The sequence below is a fragment of the Pandoraea sp. ISTKB genome, assembly GCF_001721285.1.
GTDB lineage: Bacteria > Pseudomonadota > Gammaproteobacteria > Burkholderiales > Burkholderiaceae > Pandoraea > Pandoraea capi.
In genome coordinates this window covers 139,555-153,434 of record NZ_MAOS01000072.1, presented here as the reverse complement: position 1 = coordinate 153,434, position 13,880 = coordinate 139,555, and the positions used below count along the sequence as shown (strand labels likewise).

Here is a 13,880-nt window from a genome sequence, read left to right as displayed (position 1 = left end):
GTCGCGCTTAGAAATTCACGCCCAGGAACGTTTCGATCTTTTCGGCGATGAAGTCGAGCTGCGGCGCTTTCAGCCCCGGGAACGTGCCGACCCAGAACGTATCGTTCATGATCACGTCGGTGTTGGTCAACTCACCGCTCACGCGGAAATTGCGGCCGAGCATGTACGGCTGACGCGTGAGGTTGCCTGCGAACAGCAAACGCGTACCGATTTTGTTCTGATCGAGGTACGACAGCAGGTCGACGCGGCGCAGACCGGCTTCCGGCTTGAGCGTGATCGGGAAACCGAACCACGACGGATCGGAATTGGGCGTGGCTTCCGGCAGAATCAGGAATTCGGCACAGCTCGCCAGACGGTCCTTCAAGTAGTCGAAGTTACGGCGGCGCGCCTCGATGAATTCGGGTGCACGGTCAAGCTGCGCCAGACCACAGGCAGCCTGCATGTCCGTAATCTTCAGGTTGTAGCCGAGGTGCGAGTACGTGTACTTGTGGTCGTAACCTTCCGGCAGATTGCCGAGCTTCCAGCAGAAGCGCTTGTTACAGGTGTTGTCCTTACCCGGCGGGCAGTAGCAGTCGCGGCCCCAGTCGCGGAACGACTCGGCGATCAGACGCAGATCCGGATCGTTCATGAAGACGGCGCCGCCTTCACCCATCGTGATGTGGTGAGCCGGATAGAAGCTCAGCGTGCCGATGTCGCCGAACGTGCCGACCATCTTGCCGTCATAGGTCGAACCGAGCGCGTCGCAGCAATCTTCAATCAGCCACAGGTTGTACTTCTTGCAAATCGCGACAACCGCTTCGAGGTTGTACGGGTTGCCCAGCGTGTGGGCCAGCATGATCGCCTTGGTCTTCGGGCTGATCGCCGCTTCGATCTTCGATGCGTCGATGTTGTAGGTGCCCAGTTCGACGTCAACGAACACCGGCACGGCGCCGAATTGCAGGATCGGGTTGACGGTGGTCGGGAAACCCGCCGCCACGCCGATCACTTCGTCGCCCGGCTGAATCGCACGGTCGCCGAGCTTCGGCGACGTCAGCGTGGAGAACGCGACCAGGTTCGCCGACGATCCGGAGTTGACCGTAATCAGGTGCTTCACGCCAATGAACTTCGCCAGACGCTTCTCGAACTCATCGTTGAAGCGCCCGGTGGTGAGCCAGCCGTCGAGCGAGGCTTCGACCATCAACTCCAGCTCGCGCGCGCCAATGACCTTGCCGGACGGCGGAATCACGGTGACACCAGCCTCGAAATCGGCCGGACGCGTGGAGAGTTCGCCGTATTGACCGACCAACTGAATGATTTGCTCGCGGAGCTGTTCTTTAGTGGGGGACGTCATTTTGTTTGGTAAGCGTTGATTTGTGAAAGGGTCAGCGGGCGCATGTCGGCGTTGCGCAGGAACGCCTGGTGCCACTCGACGATATGGTCGATCGCTTCGGAAAGCGTCCAGCGTGGCGTCCAGCCGAGCAGACTCTTTGCCTTCGAGCAATCGAGCTTCAGATATGTCGCTTCATGAGGTTGCGGTGCCGAGTCGCGCTGCCATGCCGCGCCATCGCCCCAGCGGGCGACGAGGTGCTCGACGATCCACTGCACAGGTTGCGTATCCGAATCGTTGGGGCCGAAATTCCAGCCGCCGACGAACGCCGGACCTTCTGTATAAAGCTTCTCGGCGAGCCGCAGGTAGCCGCTGAGCGGTTCGAGCACATGCTGCCAGGGACGGATCGCGTGCGGATTGCGAATCTGCACCGGCGTGCCAGTGCTCAATGCGCGCATCATATCGGGAATCAGGCGATCGCCCGCCCAGTCACCGCCACCGATCACGTTGCCGGCACGACCGCTGCCCACCGCGACACGGTGTTCAGCGTAGTGATCCGGGTGGAAGTACGAGTTACGGAATGCGTCGGTCACCAGTTCGGCACAGCCCTTGCTGTTGCTGTACGGATCGAACCCGCCCATCGGCTCGGTTTCGCGGTATCCCCACACCCACTCGCGATTCTCGTAGCACTTGTCGCTCGTCACGTTGACCACTGCGCGCACAGAGGGTGTGCGCCGCACGGCTTCGAGCAGATGCACGGTGCCCATGACGTTCGTGGAGTACGTCTGCACCGGCTCTTTGTAAGACAAGCGCACCAGCGGCTGGGCCGCCATGTGAATGACGATCTCGGGCGCAGTTTCGGAAAAAACGCGCGCCAGATGATCGAGGTCGCGAATGTCGCCGATGATCGACGTCATGCCTTCGGCGACACGCGCCGCTTCGAACAGACTGGGTTGCGTCGGCGCTTCGAGCGCGTACCCGGTCACCTCGGCACCCAGTTGCTGCAGCCACAGACACAGCCACCCGCCCTTGAAGCCGGTATGGCCGGTTACCAGAACCCGTTTACCCCGCCAGAATTGCTCGCTCATTCCCAAATTTTCCAAGGGGCCTGGCCGGAATTCCAGAGGTCTTCAAGGTGATTCTTGTCGCGCAGGGTGTCCATCGGCTGCCAGAAGCCCTTGTGGAACCATGCCTGCATCTGCCCCTCACGGGCGAGTCGCTCCATGGGACCCCGCTCCCAGATCGTGTCGTCGCCGTCGATATAGTCAATGACCTTCGGCGAAAGCACGAAGAAGCCACCGTTGATCCACGCGCCGTCGCCGTGCGGCTTTTCCTGGAAGCTGCGAATGAGATTACCTTCGAGATCGAGCGCGCCGAACCGGCCGGGCGGCTGGGTCGCGGTCAGCGTACCGAGCTTGCCGCTCGCACGGTGAAATTCGATCAGCTTGGTGATGTCGACGTTGCCCACGCCGTCGCCATAGGTGAAGCAGAAGTCTTCGCCGTTAAGATACGACGCGACGCGCTTCAGACGCCCACCGGTCATCGTTTGTTCGCCGGTGTCGACCAGCGTCACGCGCCACGATTCAGCGTTGTTCTGATGCACTTCCATCTTGTTGTCACGCATGTTGAACGTGACATCGGACATGTGAAGGAAGTAGTTCGCGAAGTATTCCTTGATGACATATCCCTTGTACCCACAGCAGACGATGAAATCGTTGACGCCGTGAGCGGAGTACGTCTTCATGATGTGCCAGAGGATAGGCCGTCCACCGATTTCGATCATCGGCTTCGGCTTCAGATAGGTTTCCTCCGAAATGCGGGTACCTAAACCACCAGCAAGCAACACTGCTTTCATTTCAATTGCGTCCTCTTTAACCGGGTCGAAAAATCGGTGCTTGCTTCAGTCTCAACAATCACCCCCAGGCTCTTAAAGAATCTCCAAAACTCAAACCAATAGAGCTTTAAAATTCCCGGGAAATGCAATCAACCAACACCTGGAATAGAATAATTATCAGACCCGTCTATAGTTATAAGTCGCAGCAAACGACCGAGGGCTGAGCGGACACCCCGCCACCCGACCCTTGAGCACACGCCTCTACGCTCATGACGGGAATATTCCCAACGAACAAGCATCCCCCAATGTGAGGCATCACGAATTCAAAAAACGCGCCTCTGAAGCCCCTGAATCGATGCCCGACATCCCGCTTATCAAAATTTTTCGTAGTTTGACGCTTCACAAGCACTACATGAGTGAGGCCCGAGCACATCTTCGGCAAAGTTCATCCATACATCAGACGAAAACCAAGCTTCGGAAACCCGAGATTATACACAGCCACTTTTCACCCTCGTCAACCTGATCCCAGACGTTCCAAACGGTTTGTGAGGCAAAGTTGACACCGGCCCGCACCGGACTTGACAACCGGCAAAGCAACTTATCGACCGGTTCGACTCTCAAAACATGAATTCTCAAGATAATGGAGGTCATGGCTCACGCCTTGCGCGCACCGCCAAATTTGCGCACACTGGCGAGCTGTCCCGGGCCGGGCGACGTGTCTGTCGATGCTATCAAAACTATCAAAACCTCCCCGGGAAAGCGCCCATCGTTACTATTGCTTATGACTGTTACAAATCACCGGCCGCAGGGCCCAGGCGGACTCTCAGTCTCGCTTGTGGTGTATCGGCCCGACGCCCGATTGCTTGAGCGAACCCTGACCAGTCTGGCAGAGGCGAGCGCCGAATTGCTGCGTCAACGGCCGGACATGCACCTTGCCGTAAGCCTTGTCGACAATGGCGGCCTGGCACAGGCACAGGTCCGTCTGGATGCCCTGGAATGCCCCGGCATCTCCTATCAGGTCATCAGCGGTCATGGCAATGTGGGGTACGGACGCGGGCACAATCTTGCGATCGAGCAAACCCGGAGCGACTACCATTTGGTACTCAATCCCGATATCGACCTCGCGCCGACGGCGTTCGTCGAAGCGCTCGCGTTCTTCGATCAGCACCCCGATGCCGTTTTGCTCACGCCACGCATCGGTGACGAACACGGCGGCATCCAGTATCTGTGCCGTCGCTTCCCTACGTTGCTCGACCTGTTCGTACGGGGCTTCCTGCCGAACGGCATGCGCAGGTTTTTCCAGCGGCGCCTCGCACGCTACGAAATGCGCGATGTGATCAACGAACGCGATGTGGTCTGGAACCCTCCCATCGTGAGCGGCTGTTTCATGTTGTTCCGAACCAACACGCTGAAAGCGCTCGCGGGCTTCGACCCTCGCTATTTCCTATATTTCGAGGACTACGACCTCAGTCTGCGCACCCATGACGAGGGGCAGGTCGCCTACGTGCCGACGGTGCGCGTGCTGCATTTCGGCGGCGGCGCGTCGCGCAAGGGCTGGGGGCACGTGAAGATGTTCGGCGCGTCGGCGCTAAAGTTCTTCAACCGCTTCGGCTGGAAACTGTTATGAGCCGTCTGCTTGTCACCGGTGCAAATGGCTTCGTCGGCCGGGCGCTGTGCCGGACGCTGCTCCAGCGCGGACATACCGTCACCGGGCTCGTTCGGGCCTCCCATCGTTGTATTCCTGGCGTACAGGAATGGGTGCACGCCGGCAAGGATTTCGACGGCATCGATGCCGGTTGGCCTCAGGGGCCATCCTTTGACGCCGTGATTCACCTCGCAGCGCGCGTTCACGTCATGCGCGACCCGGCGGCAGACCCGATGCGTGAATTTCGCTCAACCAATGTTCAAGGAACGTTGAACATTGCCGAAGCCGCCCACCGCCATGGCGTGCGACGTATGGTCTTTGCGAGCAGCGTCAAGGCCATCGCGGAAATCGATGACGGACGCCCATTGCGCGAAGACGCCCCCCCACGTCCGGAAGACGCTTATGGGCACTCGAAGCGCGAGGCAGAGCAGGCGCTCATCGCCTTCGGTGCGCGCACCGGCATGGAAATCGTCATCGTTCGCCCGCCACTGGTGTATGGACCGGAAGTGAGCGCAAACTTCCTAAGTTTAATGACGGCGGTAGCCCGTGGCGTTCCTCTGCCGCTAGGCCGGGTTGAAGCCCGACGCAGCATCGTCTATGTGGACAATCTCGCGCAGGCGTTAGCGCAATGCGCAACGGATCCGCGCGCTGCCGGCCACTGTTTCCATGTCGCCGATCGAGACGCCCCGACGGTTGCCGCGCTGGTGCGTGCCATTGGCCGTCATCTGGGCAAGCCGGGCCGACTCGTGCCGATCCCGGTGAGCTGGCTGCGGCTGGCGGGCCGGGTAACGGGCCGCGCCGACACCGTAGAGCGCCTCGTGAGCAATTTGCGACTCGACACATCGCACATCGAATCCGTTCTGGGTTGGCAGCCGGCCTTTTCGACAGACGAGGGTCTGGCCGCCACAGCCGAGTGGTACCGTTCCCAGCACTGAGGTAGACGTATGTCGACGCAATTCCTTGCGCTTCCCCCCTGGCTTTCGCTGACGCTGACCGGCGTCGCAGCGGCTGCAGCGTGCGCGCTGATTCTTGGCTTTCTACTGAAGTCGGGCCTCGCGTGGCAACTCGCCACCGACGTGCCGAACCACCGTTCGTTGCATACGCGCCCGACCCCGAGGGTTGGCGGCTGGGGCATTGTCCCGGTCGCGGCCATCGGCATCTGGCAACTCGCGCCTTCGTTGTGGCTTATCGCCTTGCTGATGCTGTTTGTCGCAGCCATCTCGCAGATCGACGATCGACGCGGGCTTCCCGCCCGGGTAAGGTTTGCCGCGCACTTGTTCGTCGTCATCACGACGGTGAGCGTGTATCCGGCCGCCGTGCCGATATGGGCGCTCGCCGTGATCGCGATGCTGATGGTGTGGCTCGTGAACCTGTATAACTTCATGGACGGCGCCGACGGTCTGGCGGGCGGCATGACCCTCTTCGGCTTCGCAGGATATGCCGCAGCCGCCATGCTTAGCGCGAACGCCGCCCCATCACTGGCGCTTGCCTCGCTGGCAGTGGCCGGCGCGGCGGCGGGCTTCCTATACTTCAACTTCCATCCCGCCCGGATTTTTCTGGGGGACGCCGGTTCGATCTCGCTCGGATTTCTGGCGGGCGCTTTCGGCTACTGGGGATGGCGAGACGACGTCTGGCCGATCTGGTTCCCGGCGCTGGTGTTCTCGCCCTTCATTTGCGACGCGTCCGTGACGCTGCTGCGACGCCTGCTGCGTGGGGAGAAAATCTGGGAGGCTCACCGGGAGCATTACTATCAACGCATGGTACGCAGTGGGATGGGGCATGCGAAGACGGCGGCTGTTTGGTACGTCGCGATGCTAAGTGGCATAATTCTCGCCGTATCGGCACTTGGCTGGCCCCCGATAATTCAATGGGTTAGCGTTGGCGTCTGGGTGCTTGTGCTTGCCATTATCGGCATTGGCGTCGACGCAAGATGGCGCCGTTTCAATTCAGCAACTTTGGAAAAACGTGGAGTGTGACGCAGATGGCGCAGCACAAAGCATCATGGCGATCACTTGGCGCGTTTCTGTTCGACCTGGTCGCGGTCGCCGGAACCTGGCTGGCCGCCTATCTGGTTCGTTTTAACGGCGAAGTGCCCCCCGTGTTCTGGTCAGGCGCGGTGGACGCTCTGGCATGGACGTTACCTGTCTACGGCGTCATGTTCTTCGCCTTCGGTCTTTATCGGGGCATGTGGGTATTTGCCAGCTTGCCGGACCTGATGCGCATCGCCAAAGCGGTGCTGGCCGGCGGCTTCGTCATGATGATGGGCGCGGCCATGATTCAACCCCACCCGATCATTCCGCGCTCGGTCCTGCTCGTCTCCCCGCTCTTCCTGTTTCTGGTCATGGGCGGTTCCCGCGCGATGTACCGTGCGTCGAAAGAGTTCTACCTGTATGGCGGTCTGATCGGACAAGGTAAGCCGGTCATCGTGCTTGGTGCCGGCAACTCCGGCGCCAGCCTTGCGCGCGAACTGTCGCGATCGAGCGAGTGGCGTCTGGTCGGGCTGCTCGACGACGATCCCGGCAAGCAGGGCCGCGAAATTTACGGCTATAAGGTGCTGGGCCCGATTTCCGATCTGCCCCGTTGGGCCGCCGAGCTGAAGGCGGAGAACGCCATCATTGCCATTCCGTCGGCATCGGTCGACGCGCATCGGCGCGTCGCCACGCTTTGCGTGCGGGCTGGCGTTCGGGCCATGGTACTGCCTGAATTGACGGCGCTCACGCAGGGTCGTGCCTTTTTGTCGCAAGTTCGTCAGATCGATCTGGAAGACCTGCTGGGCCGTCAGGCGATCAAGATCGATATGCCGGAGGTCAAGGCATTGCTGCGTGGCGGTGTGGTGATGGTCACGGGCGCAGGCGGTTCCATCGGCTCGGAACTGTGCCGCCAGATCGCGCGCTTCGAGCCTGCGCAACTGATCGCGTACGATCAGTCCGAATACGCCATGTATCGGCTGACGGAGGAATTGCGCGAGCGGTTTCCGAATCTGCTCGTGGTCCCGGTAATCGGCGACGCGAAGGATTCGCTGCTGCTCGATCACGTGATGTCGCGCTTCAAGCCGCACATCCTGTTCCACGCAGCCGCTTACAAGCACGTGCCGCTGATGGAAGAGTTCAACACGTGGCAGGCGATGCGCAACAACGTGCTCGGCACCTATCGCGTAGCGCGCGCGGCGATCCGTCACGATGTCAGGCACTTCGTGTTGATTTCGACCGACAAGGCCGTCAATCCGACCAATGTGATGGGCGCGAGCAAACGTCTCGCCGAGATGGCCTGTCAGGCGTTACAGCAAACCAGTACCCGAACGCAATTCGAAACGGTCCGATTCGGTAACGTACTGGGCAGCGCAGGTAGCGTGATTCCGAAGTTCCAGCAGCAAATCGCACAGGGCGGCCCCGTGACGGTCACGCATCCGGAGATCACGCGATTCTTCATGACGATTCCCGAGGCGGCGCAACTGGTATTGCAGGCCTCGAGCATGGGGCAAGGCGGCGAGATTTTTATCCTCGACATGGGCGAACCTGTGAAGATCGTCGATCTCGCACGCGATCTGATTCGTCTGCATGGCTTCAACGAGGACCAGATTCGCATCGAATTCTCCGGCTTGCGACCCGGCGAGAAGCTCTACGAAGAGCTGCTGGCCGACGACGAAGCCACGACGCGGACCCCGCATCCGAAATTGCGCATCGCCCAGGCACGCGCCACACCGCAGAATCTGCTCGATGAGTTGTTGCCCTGGCTTGAACAGCGCCGCCTGCCGAGCGATCAGGAAGTGCGTCGAGACCTGCAACGCTGGGTGCCTGAATATCAGCCCGCATTGGGACCGGCGCTTCAGAGCGTGAATTCGACGTATCGCGCATCGTAGGTTTCGGACATCTCGCGCCCGAGCGTTCGGCGACGCATGCGTTCAATCCGTCTGGGAAAGCTCGCGCGTCTGCGACGCTGCGCCGAGCGTGACTCTCGTCGCTACCCGGCGAGCTCGCGCAAACGACAGCAACAGGCCACCCCCCACAATGATGAGCATGCCGACGATGCTCAGGCCGTCGGGAAAATGGTCGAAGATGAACCAGCCGAGCAGCGCCGCCCACACCAACTGCACGTACATGAACGGCGTCAGCGTCGACACCGGTGCATGACGAAAGGCGTGGATCACGCAGAAATGCCCAATACCTGCGTAGACGCCCAACGACAAGATACCCAGCGTCTGCGGGAACGTCGGCATCGTTTCAAGCGGTATCCACGGCAAGGCAAAGCTGAGACAGACGGTGCCCACCAACGCGGTGTAGAACAGCATCGTGATGCTGTCTTCCAGGTGACTGAGCTTGCGTGTGAGGATCTGATAAAAGCTGAACGAAACAGCGGACAGCAGGACCAGCAACACGCCTTCGAGCGGCAAATGACTGCTCGGCCGTGAGATGAGTACCGCGCCGGATGCGCCAACGAGGATCGCGCACCAGCCAAGACGTCCGACTTTCTCACCAAGCAGCGGCCCCGCGAGCATCGTTGCAATCAATGGCGACATGAATGCGAGGCCTGCCGTCTCCGCCATCGGCAGGATACGCAGCGCGATGAGTCCCGACAGGCTGGTACCCAGCAGCAAGAGGCCACGCACCACCTGCGCGGTCAGATGTTTCGTCCGCACTATCGACCAGCCGCGCGACGGCGCGAAGACGATCACCATCAATGCCAGGTGTACGGCGTAACGCGCCCACACGAGCAGCGGCACGGCGATGCTCAGCGACAGGGCTTTTGCCGTGGCATCCATCGAGACGAGCAACAACTGCGAGACGAGGAGCCAACCAATGCCGCGCATGGTGCTCGATGCGGCGAGCGAAGTTTTCGATGGAGTGTTCGTGGACACGGTCGGGGGAAGGTCGTCTGGATCAGTGAGTCGTTGGGTATCGCGGGACAGGCACTGACGCCTGCCCCGGCGAACACATGCCTATTGGTTTGCGAAGCCAGGACTCCAGAATCCGAACGCATGTTCAGGCCGTAGCGGGTCTACCAGATCGGGCCTCGCCTTGCGACCGTATGCCGCATCTTCCGCACCGTGCGCAATAATTTTGTAATCGCGGCCGTTTGACATGTACAGGTACTGGAGATTGGCGGCAGCCAGCCCGCGCGGATCCGTCGGCACCACCGACAGATACTTGGGAACGAGTCCCGGAATCCAGCGATCTCGCGGCGGATGCGAAGCGTCGTTCACGCTGACTTCGGCCACTGGGTACGCGCCATTGTCGACGTAGTACGCGCTCAACGCGTTGCGAATGGCGGTGAGATCGGAAACGACGTGCGCGTAACGGTCGGCCGAACACGAAAAATCGGACAAGCTCAGGTGCGTAAGCGGCGCGAGAAACGAGTCAATGTCCGAATGCCGGAACCACAGTGTCCAATAGTACCGGCTGACGAGCGCCAGATCGTGCGCCGAATCCGGCGTAAAACGCACGTGTAGCGTGACGCGACAGTCGCGAATGGCAGCCAGATCCAGATCCTTGAGGAGATAGCGCGATAGCGGAAGCGTGGCCGCGAACGCCGCAACGTCGAGCGGTTCGTCCGCGGGATTCCCGAACCGACGCTCCTCATGCCAGGCCGACCTGAAAATGCTGGCATATTCGTAATAGATATATTTCTCGTGCCAACGAGCGATATCGTCGTCCACCCAGATCATCGAGGAACGCGCGATAGGTTCGTGCGGCAACGAGCGAAGATTGACGATCGTCGACGCATCCTTGATCCAACGCATCTCCCACGTCAGATAAATATTCCACGTACCAACAACGAATGCGCCGATCAGCGCAACAGACAGCGCGCCCCTCGCCGCGGCCCCCGGGCGTGACGGCAGTACCCCGCCAAGCATACGCCCGAGCACTACGCCGGCCAGCGCGACCGGCAGGTTCACCAGCAGGGCGTGACGCGTGTCCCATCCAAAGGTGGACGGCAACTTGCCGACCACGACGTAAGGAAGCGCTGCCGCCACGAAAAACAGCATGCAGAAAACGATGAGCGCAAATGTGCCGAGCAGACGCGTCTGAGTTGGCTCCGCCCCGCGCTGTGCCCTGATGAACCGTAGCGTCGCGTATCCCACCAGGGCCGAGCAAACACACCATGCCACGAAAGCGATCATGTTCGTGGACAGCAGCGTCCATGCGCTTTCGAACGGTCCGAGCAGCGTAGTCTGCGCGAATTGAGAAAACGCCGCCGGCCATGTCTCCGGGACGATTTCCACCTGGTTGTACGTTGCGTATAAGCCGGAAGTCTTCCAGAAGACAAACTTGATACCCATGAACAAGACCGGCACCAACAGATAGTCGGCAAACCTGCCAAGGCGAAGCAATGCGACGAACGGGTTCCTGGCCAGCCATTCGTGGCGGCGATGCCACAGTAGCACCAGGAAGGCCACGCCATAGACGGCGATCAAAGACGCCGTCAGGAAGCTGACGAAAAACATCGTCAGCGCTGCCAGTCGGGATGCAAGGCGGGCCACGCTCCCCGACGGCGGCACCATGGCAAGACGCCATGCCGCCAGGAATAGGGCGTAACAGAAAACGTAGGGCAGCGTAATCAGCTCGAAATACATCTGATAGGCGGTGTACGAGCAGAAGATCGCTGCGGCAATCGCGCTCTCACCAATCGAGAGCAAGCGCGTCCGGCGTGCGATCGAGTCGACCATCAGAGTCGCGACCAGAATCGAAAGAAACGCCGTTACCTTGTACGCGAGCAGTACGTTCGGCGCGAACCACATCAACCGATGCAGATAAGCGAGCCACGGAAGACCGTTCTCCCGAAACATCGCAAAAAGCTGATCGGTGTTGTGGTCCTGATAAAGCCCATAGATCAGCGATCCGTCCCAGTAGGCGCCGTTGTTGAGCAAGAGCGGGAAATGACAGACGGTGACGAGCGCTACCAGCAGCCACGATGGCAGGAAGCGATGACTTCGGAGGTTCATTCGATCTTCATCAAGGGTGGGGCAAATGCATGCCGGCGTAAGTCCCTTAAGGCATGCGACAGCGCCGCTGGCGCGGCAAAGCACGGAGCATATAATACTTGGCGGAGCCCGATGCACGTCATTCCGAATTTGGAATATGAGATACTTTGGCCCGATCGGGAAGGCCCAACCCCGTGGTTAAGGTTGCCCGGCATTAGCGCATAAAGATCGTCTGTTCACGACTTGTTCGATTGCCTCCTTTTCATAAATCTCAGGAATTGGAATACATGGCGTCTCTCGGCCCGGTGAGTCTCGCCGAAAGCGAAGCGTTGTCCGTCGTCGTGCCGGTCTTTCGATCGGCCGCTTCCCTGCCTCTCTTGCATGAGCGGCTGACCGCCGTGCTTGAAGCTATCTCTGCGGCACATGAAATTATTCTCGTCGAAGATGGCGGCAACGACGGCACCTGGGACATCATCACTTCGCTTGCCGCCGCCGATTCGCGCGTGCGCGGCATTCGCATGAGTCGCAACTACGGGCAGCACAATGCCTTGCTGTGTGGGATTCGCGCGGCCGTGCATCCCCTGATCGTCACGCTCGATGACGACCTCCAGCATCCCCCCGAAGAAATCCCGCGCCTGCTCGAAGCCCTCGGACGAGGCGGTTTCGACGTGGTCTACGGCGCCCCTGAGCGTGAGCAGCACAGCTTCTGGCGCGATACGGCATCGGTCGTCACCAAAATCGCACTGATGAATGCGATGGGTGCGCAAACCGCCCGCCACGTGAGCGCCTTTCGCGTATTCCGCACGTCGCTACGCAATGCATTCGCGAATTACAGCAGCCCGCTCGTATCCATCGACGTGTTGCTGACCTGGGGGACGACACGCTTCACACACCTGAAAGTGCGTCACGAACCGCGACGCATCGGCGTGTCCAATTACAGTGTCTGGAAGCTGTTCACCCATGCGATGAACATGATCACCGGTTTCAGCACGATCCCGCTGCAACTCGCGAGCTTCATCGGCTTCGGGTCGGTACTTCTTGGCATCGTGTTGCTGGGCTACATCTTCCAGCAATTCGCCATGCACGGCCGTGTCGTGCCCGGCTTCTATTTCATCGCCTCGATCATCACGGTCTTTGCCGGCGCGCAATTGTTCGCGCTCGGCATGATCGGCGAGTACCTTGCCCGAATGTATTTCCGCAGCATGGACAAGCCCGTCTATTCGGTTGCAGAAACGACGTCTGGCCACTCTCTTGGTAACGACAATCCGGTGAGCGCTTCGTGAGCACGTTGACTTTGTTTCTGATGACCCGCAAGGGGTATCAACTTCTGGCCGACACGGTAGACACCTTCCGGGATCTGTTTGCGAAAGTGGTCGTCGGTCGCGACGCCACCCTCGATGACGACTATGCCGAGCAGACCATCGCACTATGCGAGCGTCACGGCATTGCGTGGACCGAGCGCAGCCAGCATCGTGAGATCAACACCGACTATGCGATGGCCGTCGGCTGGCGCTGGATGATCGACTTCCCGGAAGACCGACTGATTGTCTTTCACGATTCGCTACTGCCGCGCTACCGGGGCTTCAATCCGCTGGTCAGTGCGCTGATCAACGGCGACGATCGTGTGGGTGTGACCGCACTGCTAGGCGCTTCGGAATACGACGCCGGTCCGATTCTGGCGCAGGCATCCATGGAAGTCGCCTATCCCTGTACGATCGCGCGCGCCATCGACGACATTTGCGCTTGCTATCGCGACGCTGCACTGGCCGTATTCCCTCAGTTGGCACAAGGATCGCCGCTTCAGGGCGTACCACAAGACGACAACGCCGCCACCTATAGTCTGTGGCGCGATGAAGAGGACTACCGGATCGACTGGCATGGCGAGGCCACGCGGCTGGTGCGTCACATCGATGCGCTGGGCAGTCCGTATGCAGGTGCCAGAACGCTCGTGAACGGCACGCTTGCCCGCGTCGGGCGAGCGCAGGCGCTCCCGGACGTGCCGATCGAAAACCGCACACCCGGCAAAGTCATTCGGGTCGACAACGGCTTGCCCGTCGTCGTTTGTGGACGGGGCCTGTTGAAAATCACCGAGCTGACAGATATTGCGAGCGGCGAATCGTTACTGCCACTGGCAAAATTTCGCTCGCGCTTTGCCTGATGGCGCATGGGTTATGCG

General features: G+C 60.2%; 11 protein-coding genes. 6 read left to right on the top strand and 5 right to left on the bottom strand.

The genetic code is table 11. The annotated features are described in order from the left end of the window. Positions 1 to 7 precede the first annotated feature (7 nt). The 3 genes from rfbH to rfbF are packed head-to-tail and all read right to left on the bottom strand — an operon-like array spanning position 8 to position 3,161. Positions 8 to 1,330 carry a lipopolysaccharide biosynthesis protein RfbH gene (gene rfbH, locus A9762_RS24555; RefSeq protein WP_069344578.1) on the bottom strand — a complete coding sequence of 441 codons (1,323 nt, stop codon included), beginning with the start codon at positions 1,328 to 1,330 and terminating at the stop codon, positions 8 to 10. Continuing rightward, on the bottom strand, positions 1,327 to 2,394 hold the full coding sequence (rfbG, locus tag A9762_RS24550) for a CDP-glucose 4,6-dehydratase (protein WP_170836314.1): 1,068 nt from the start codon (positions 2,392 to 2,394) through the stop codon (positions 1,327 to 1,329). Before rfbG ends, rfbH begins: the two co-directional genes overlap by 4 nt. After that, positions 2,391 to 3,161, bottom strand: coding sequence for a glucose-1-phosphate cytidylyltransferase (gene rfbF / locus A9762_RS24545; protein WP_069344576.1), 771 nt, complete (start codon positions 3,159 to 3,161; stop codon positions 2,391 to 2,393). Before rfbF ends, rfbG begins: the two co-directional genes overlap by 4 nt. A gap of 760 nt (positions 3,162 to 3,921) precedes the next feature. Between rfbF and A9762_RS24535 the strand changes: the two genes are divergently transcribed. Genes A9762_RS24535 through A9762_RS24520 form a run of 4 tightly spaced genes read left to right on the top strand, consistent with a single transcriptional unit; the run spans position 3,922 to position 8,644 of the window. Beyond that, positions 3,922 to 4,767, top strand: a complete 846-nt coding sequence (locus A9762_RS24535) for a glycosyltransferase (RefSeq protein WP_069344574.1) — start codon at positions 3,922 to 3,924, stop codon at positions 4,765 to 4,767. Next, positions 4,764 to 5,720, top strand: a complete 957-nt coding sequence (locus A9762_RS24530) for an SDR family oxidoreductase (protein ID WP_069344573.1) — start codon at positions 4,764 to 4,766, stop codon at positions 5,718 to 5,720. Before A9762_RS24535 ends, A9762_RS24530 begins: the two co-directional genes overlap by 4 nt. A gap of 9 nt (positions 5,721 to 5,729) precedes the next feature. Beyond that, positions 5,730 to 6,761, top strand: coding sequence for a glycosyltransferase family 4 protein (locus A9762_RS24525; protein WP_069344572.1), 1,032 nt, complete (start codon positions 5,730 to 5,732; stop codon positions 6,759 to 6,761). A gap of 5 nt (positions 6,762 to 6,766) precedes the next feature. Then, entirely contained in the window at positions 6,767 to 8,644 is a 1,878-nt protein-coding gene (locus tag A9762_RS24520) for a nucleoside-diphosphate sugar epimerase/dehydratase (protein ID WP_139133381.1), read from the top strand. 42 nt (positions 8,645 to 8,686) lie between these two features. Here the strand turns inward: A9762_RS24520 and A9762_RS24515 are convergent, their stop codons facing one another. Together A9762_RS24515 and A9762_RS24510 are read right to left on the bottom strand one after the other, a co-directional pair. Beyond that, on the bottom strand, positions 8,687 to 9,592 hold the full coding sequence (locus A9762_RS24515; RefSeq protein ID WP_069344570.1) for a DMT family transporter: 906 nt from the start codon (positions 9,590 to 9,592) through the stop codon (positions 8,687 to 8,689). A 129-nt stretch (positions 9,593 to 9,721) separates the two neighbouring features. Continuing rightward, complete coding sequence (locus tag A9762_RS24510) at positions 9,722 to 11,725, bottom strand: type II secretion system protein GspG (protein ID WP_069344569.1); 2,004 nt, start codon at positions 11,723 to 11,725, stop codon at positions 9,722 to 9,724. A gap of 266 nt (positions 11,726 to 11,991) precedes the next feature. Here A9762_RS24510 and A9762_RS24505 point away from each other — a divergent pair, with 266 nt between their 5' ends. Together A9762_RS24505 and A9762_RS24500 are read left to right on the top strand one after the other, a co-directional pair. Then, positions 11,992 to 12,987 (top strand): glycosyltransferase family 2 protein, encoded by a 996-nt coding sequence (locus tag A9762_RS24505; protein ID WP_069344568.1) that lies wholly within the window; start codon positions 11,992 to 11,994, stop codon positions 12,985 to 12,987. Beyond that, the gene (locus A9762_RS24500; RefSeq protein ID WP_083254260.1) at positions 12,984 to 13,862 is read left to right on the top strand and encodes a methionyl-tRNA formyltransferase; all 879 of its coding nucleotides are present in this window, start codon (positions 12,984 to 12,986) and stop codon (positions 13,860 to 13,862) included. Before A9762_RS24505 ends, A9762_RS24500 begins: the two co-directional genes overlap by 4 nt. The last annotated feature ends 18 nt before the right edge of the window (positions 13,863 to 13,880 follow it).

Excerpts from the sequence above, each read along its gene's own strand:
- rfbH (WP_069344578.1), bottom strand. The coding sequence starts at position 1,330 with ATGACGTCCCCCACTAAAGAACAGCTCCGCGAGCAAATCATTCAGTTG.
- rfbG (WP_170836314.1), bottom strand. The coding sequence starts at position 2,394 with ATGAGCGAGCAATTCTGGCGGGGTAAACGGGTTCTGGTAACCGGCCAT.
- rfbF (WP_069344576.1), bottom strand. The coding sequence starts at position 3,161 with ATGAAAGCAGTGTTGCTTGCTGGTGGTTTAGGTACCCGCATTTCGGAG.
- A9762_RS24535 (WP_069344574.1), top strand. The coding sequence starts at position 3,922 with ATGACTGTTACAAATCACCGGCCGCAGGGCCCAGGCGGACTCTCAGTC.
- A9762_RS24530 (WP_069344573.1), top strand. The coding sequence starts at position 4,764 with ATGAGCCGTCTGCTTGTCACCGGTGCAAATGGCTTCGTCGGCCGGGCG.
- A9762_RS24525 (WP_069344572.1), top strand. The coding sequence starts at position 5,730 with ATGTCGACGCAATTCCTTGCGCTTCCCCCCTGGCTTTCGCTGACGCTG.
- A9762_RS24520 (WP_139133381.1), top strand. The coding sequence starts at position 6,767 with ATGGCGCAGCACAAAGCATCATGGCGATCACTTGGCGCGTTTCTGTTC.
- A9762_RS24515 (WP_069344570.1), bottom strand. The coding sequence starts at position 9,592 with ATGCGCGGCATTGGTTGGCTCCTCGTCTCGCAGTTGTTGCTCGTCTCG.
- A9762_RS24510 (WP_069344569.1), bottom strand. The coding sequence starts at position 11,725 with ATGAACCTCCGAAGTCATCGCTTCCTGCCATCGTGGCTGCTGGTAGCG.
- A9762_RS24505 (WP_069344568.1), top strand. The coding sequence starts at position 11,992 with ATGGCGTCTCTCGGCCCGGTGAGTCTCGCCGAAAGCGAAGCGTTGTCC.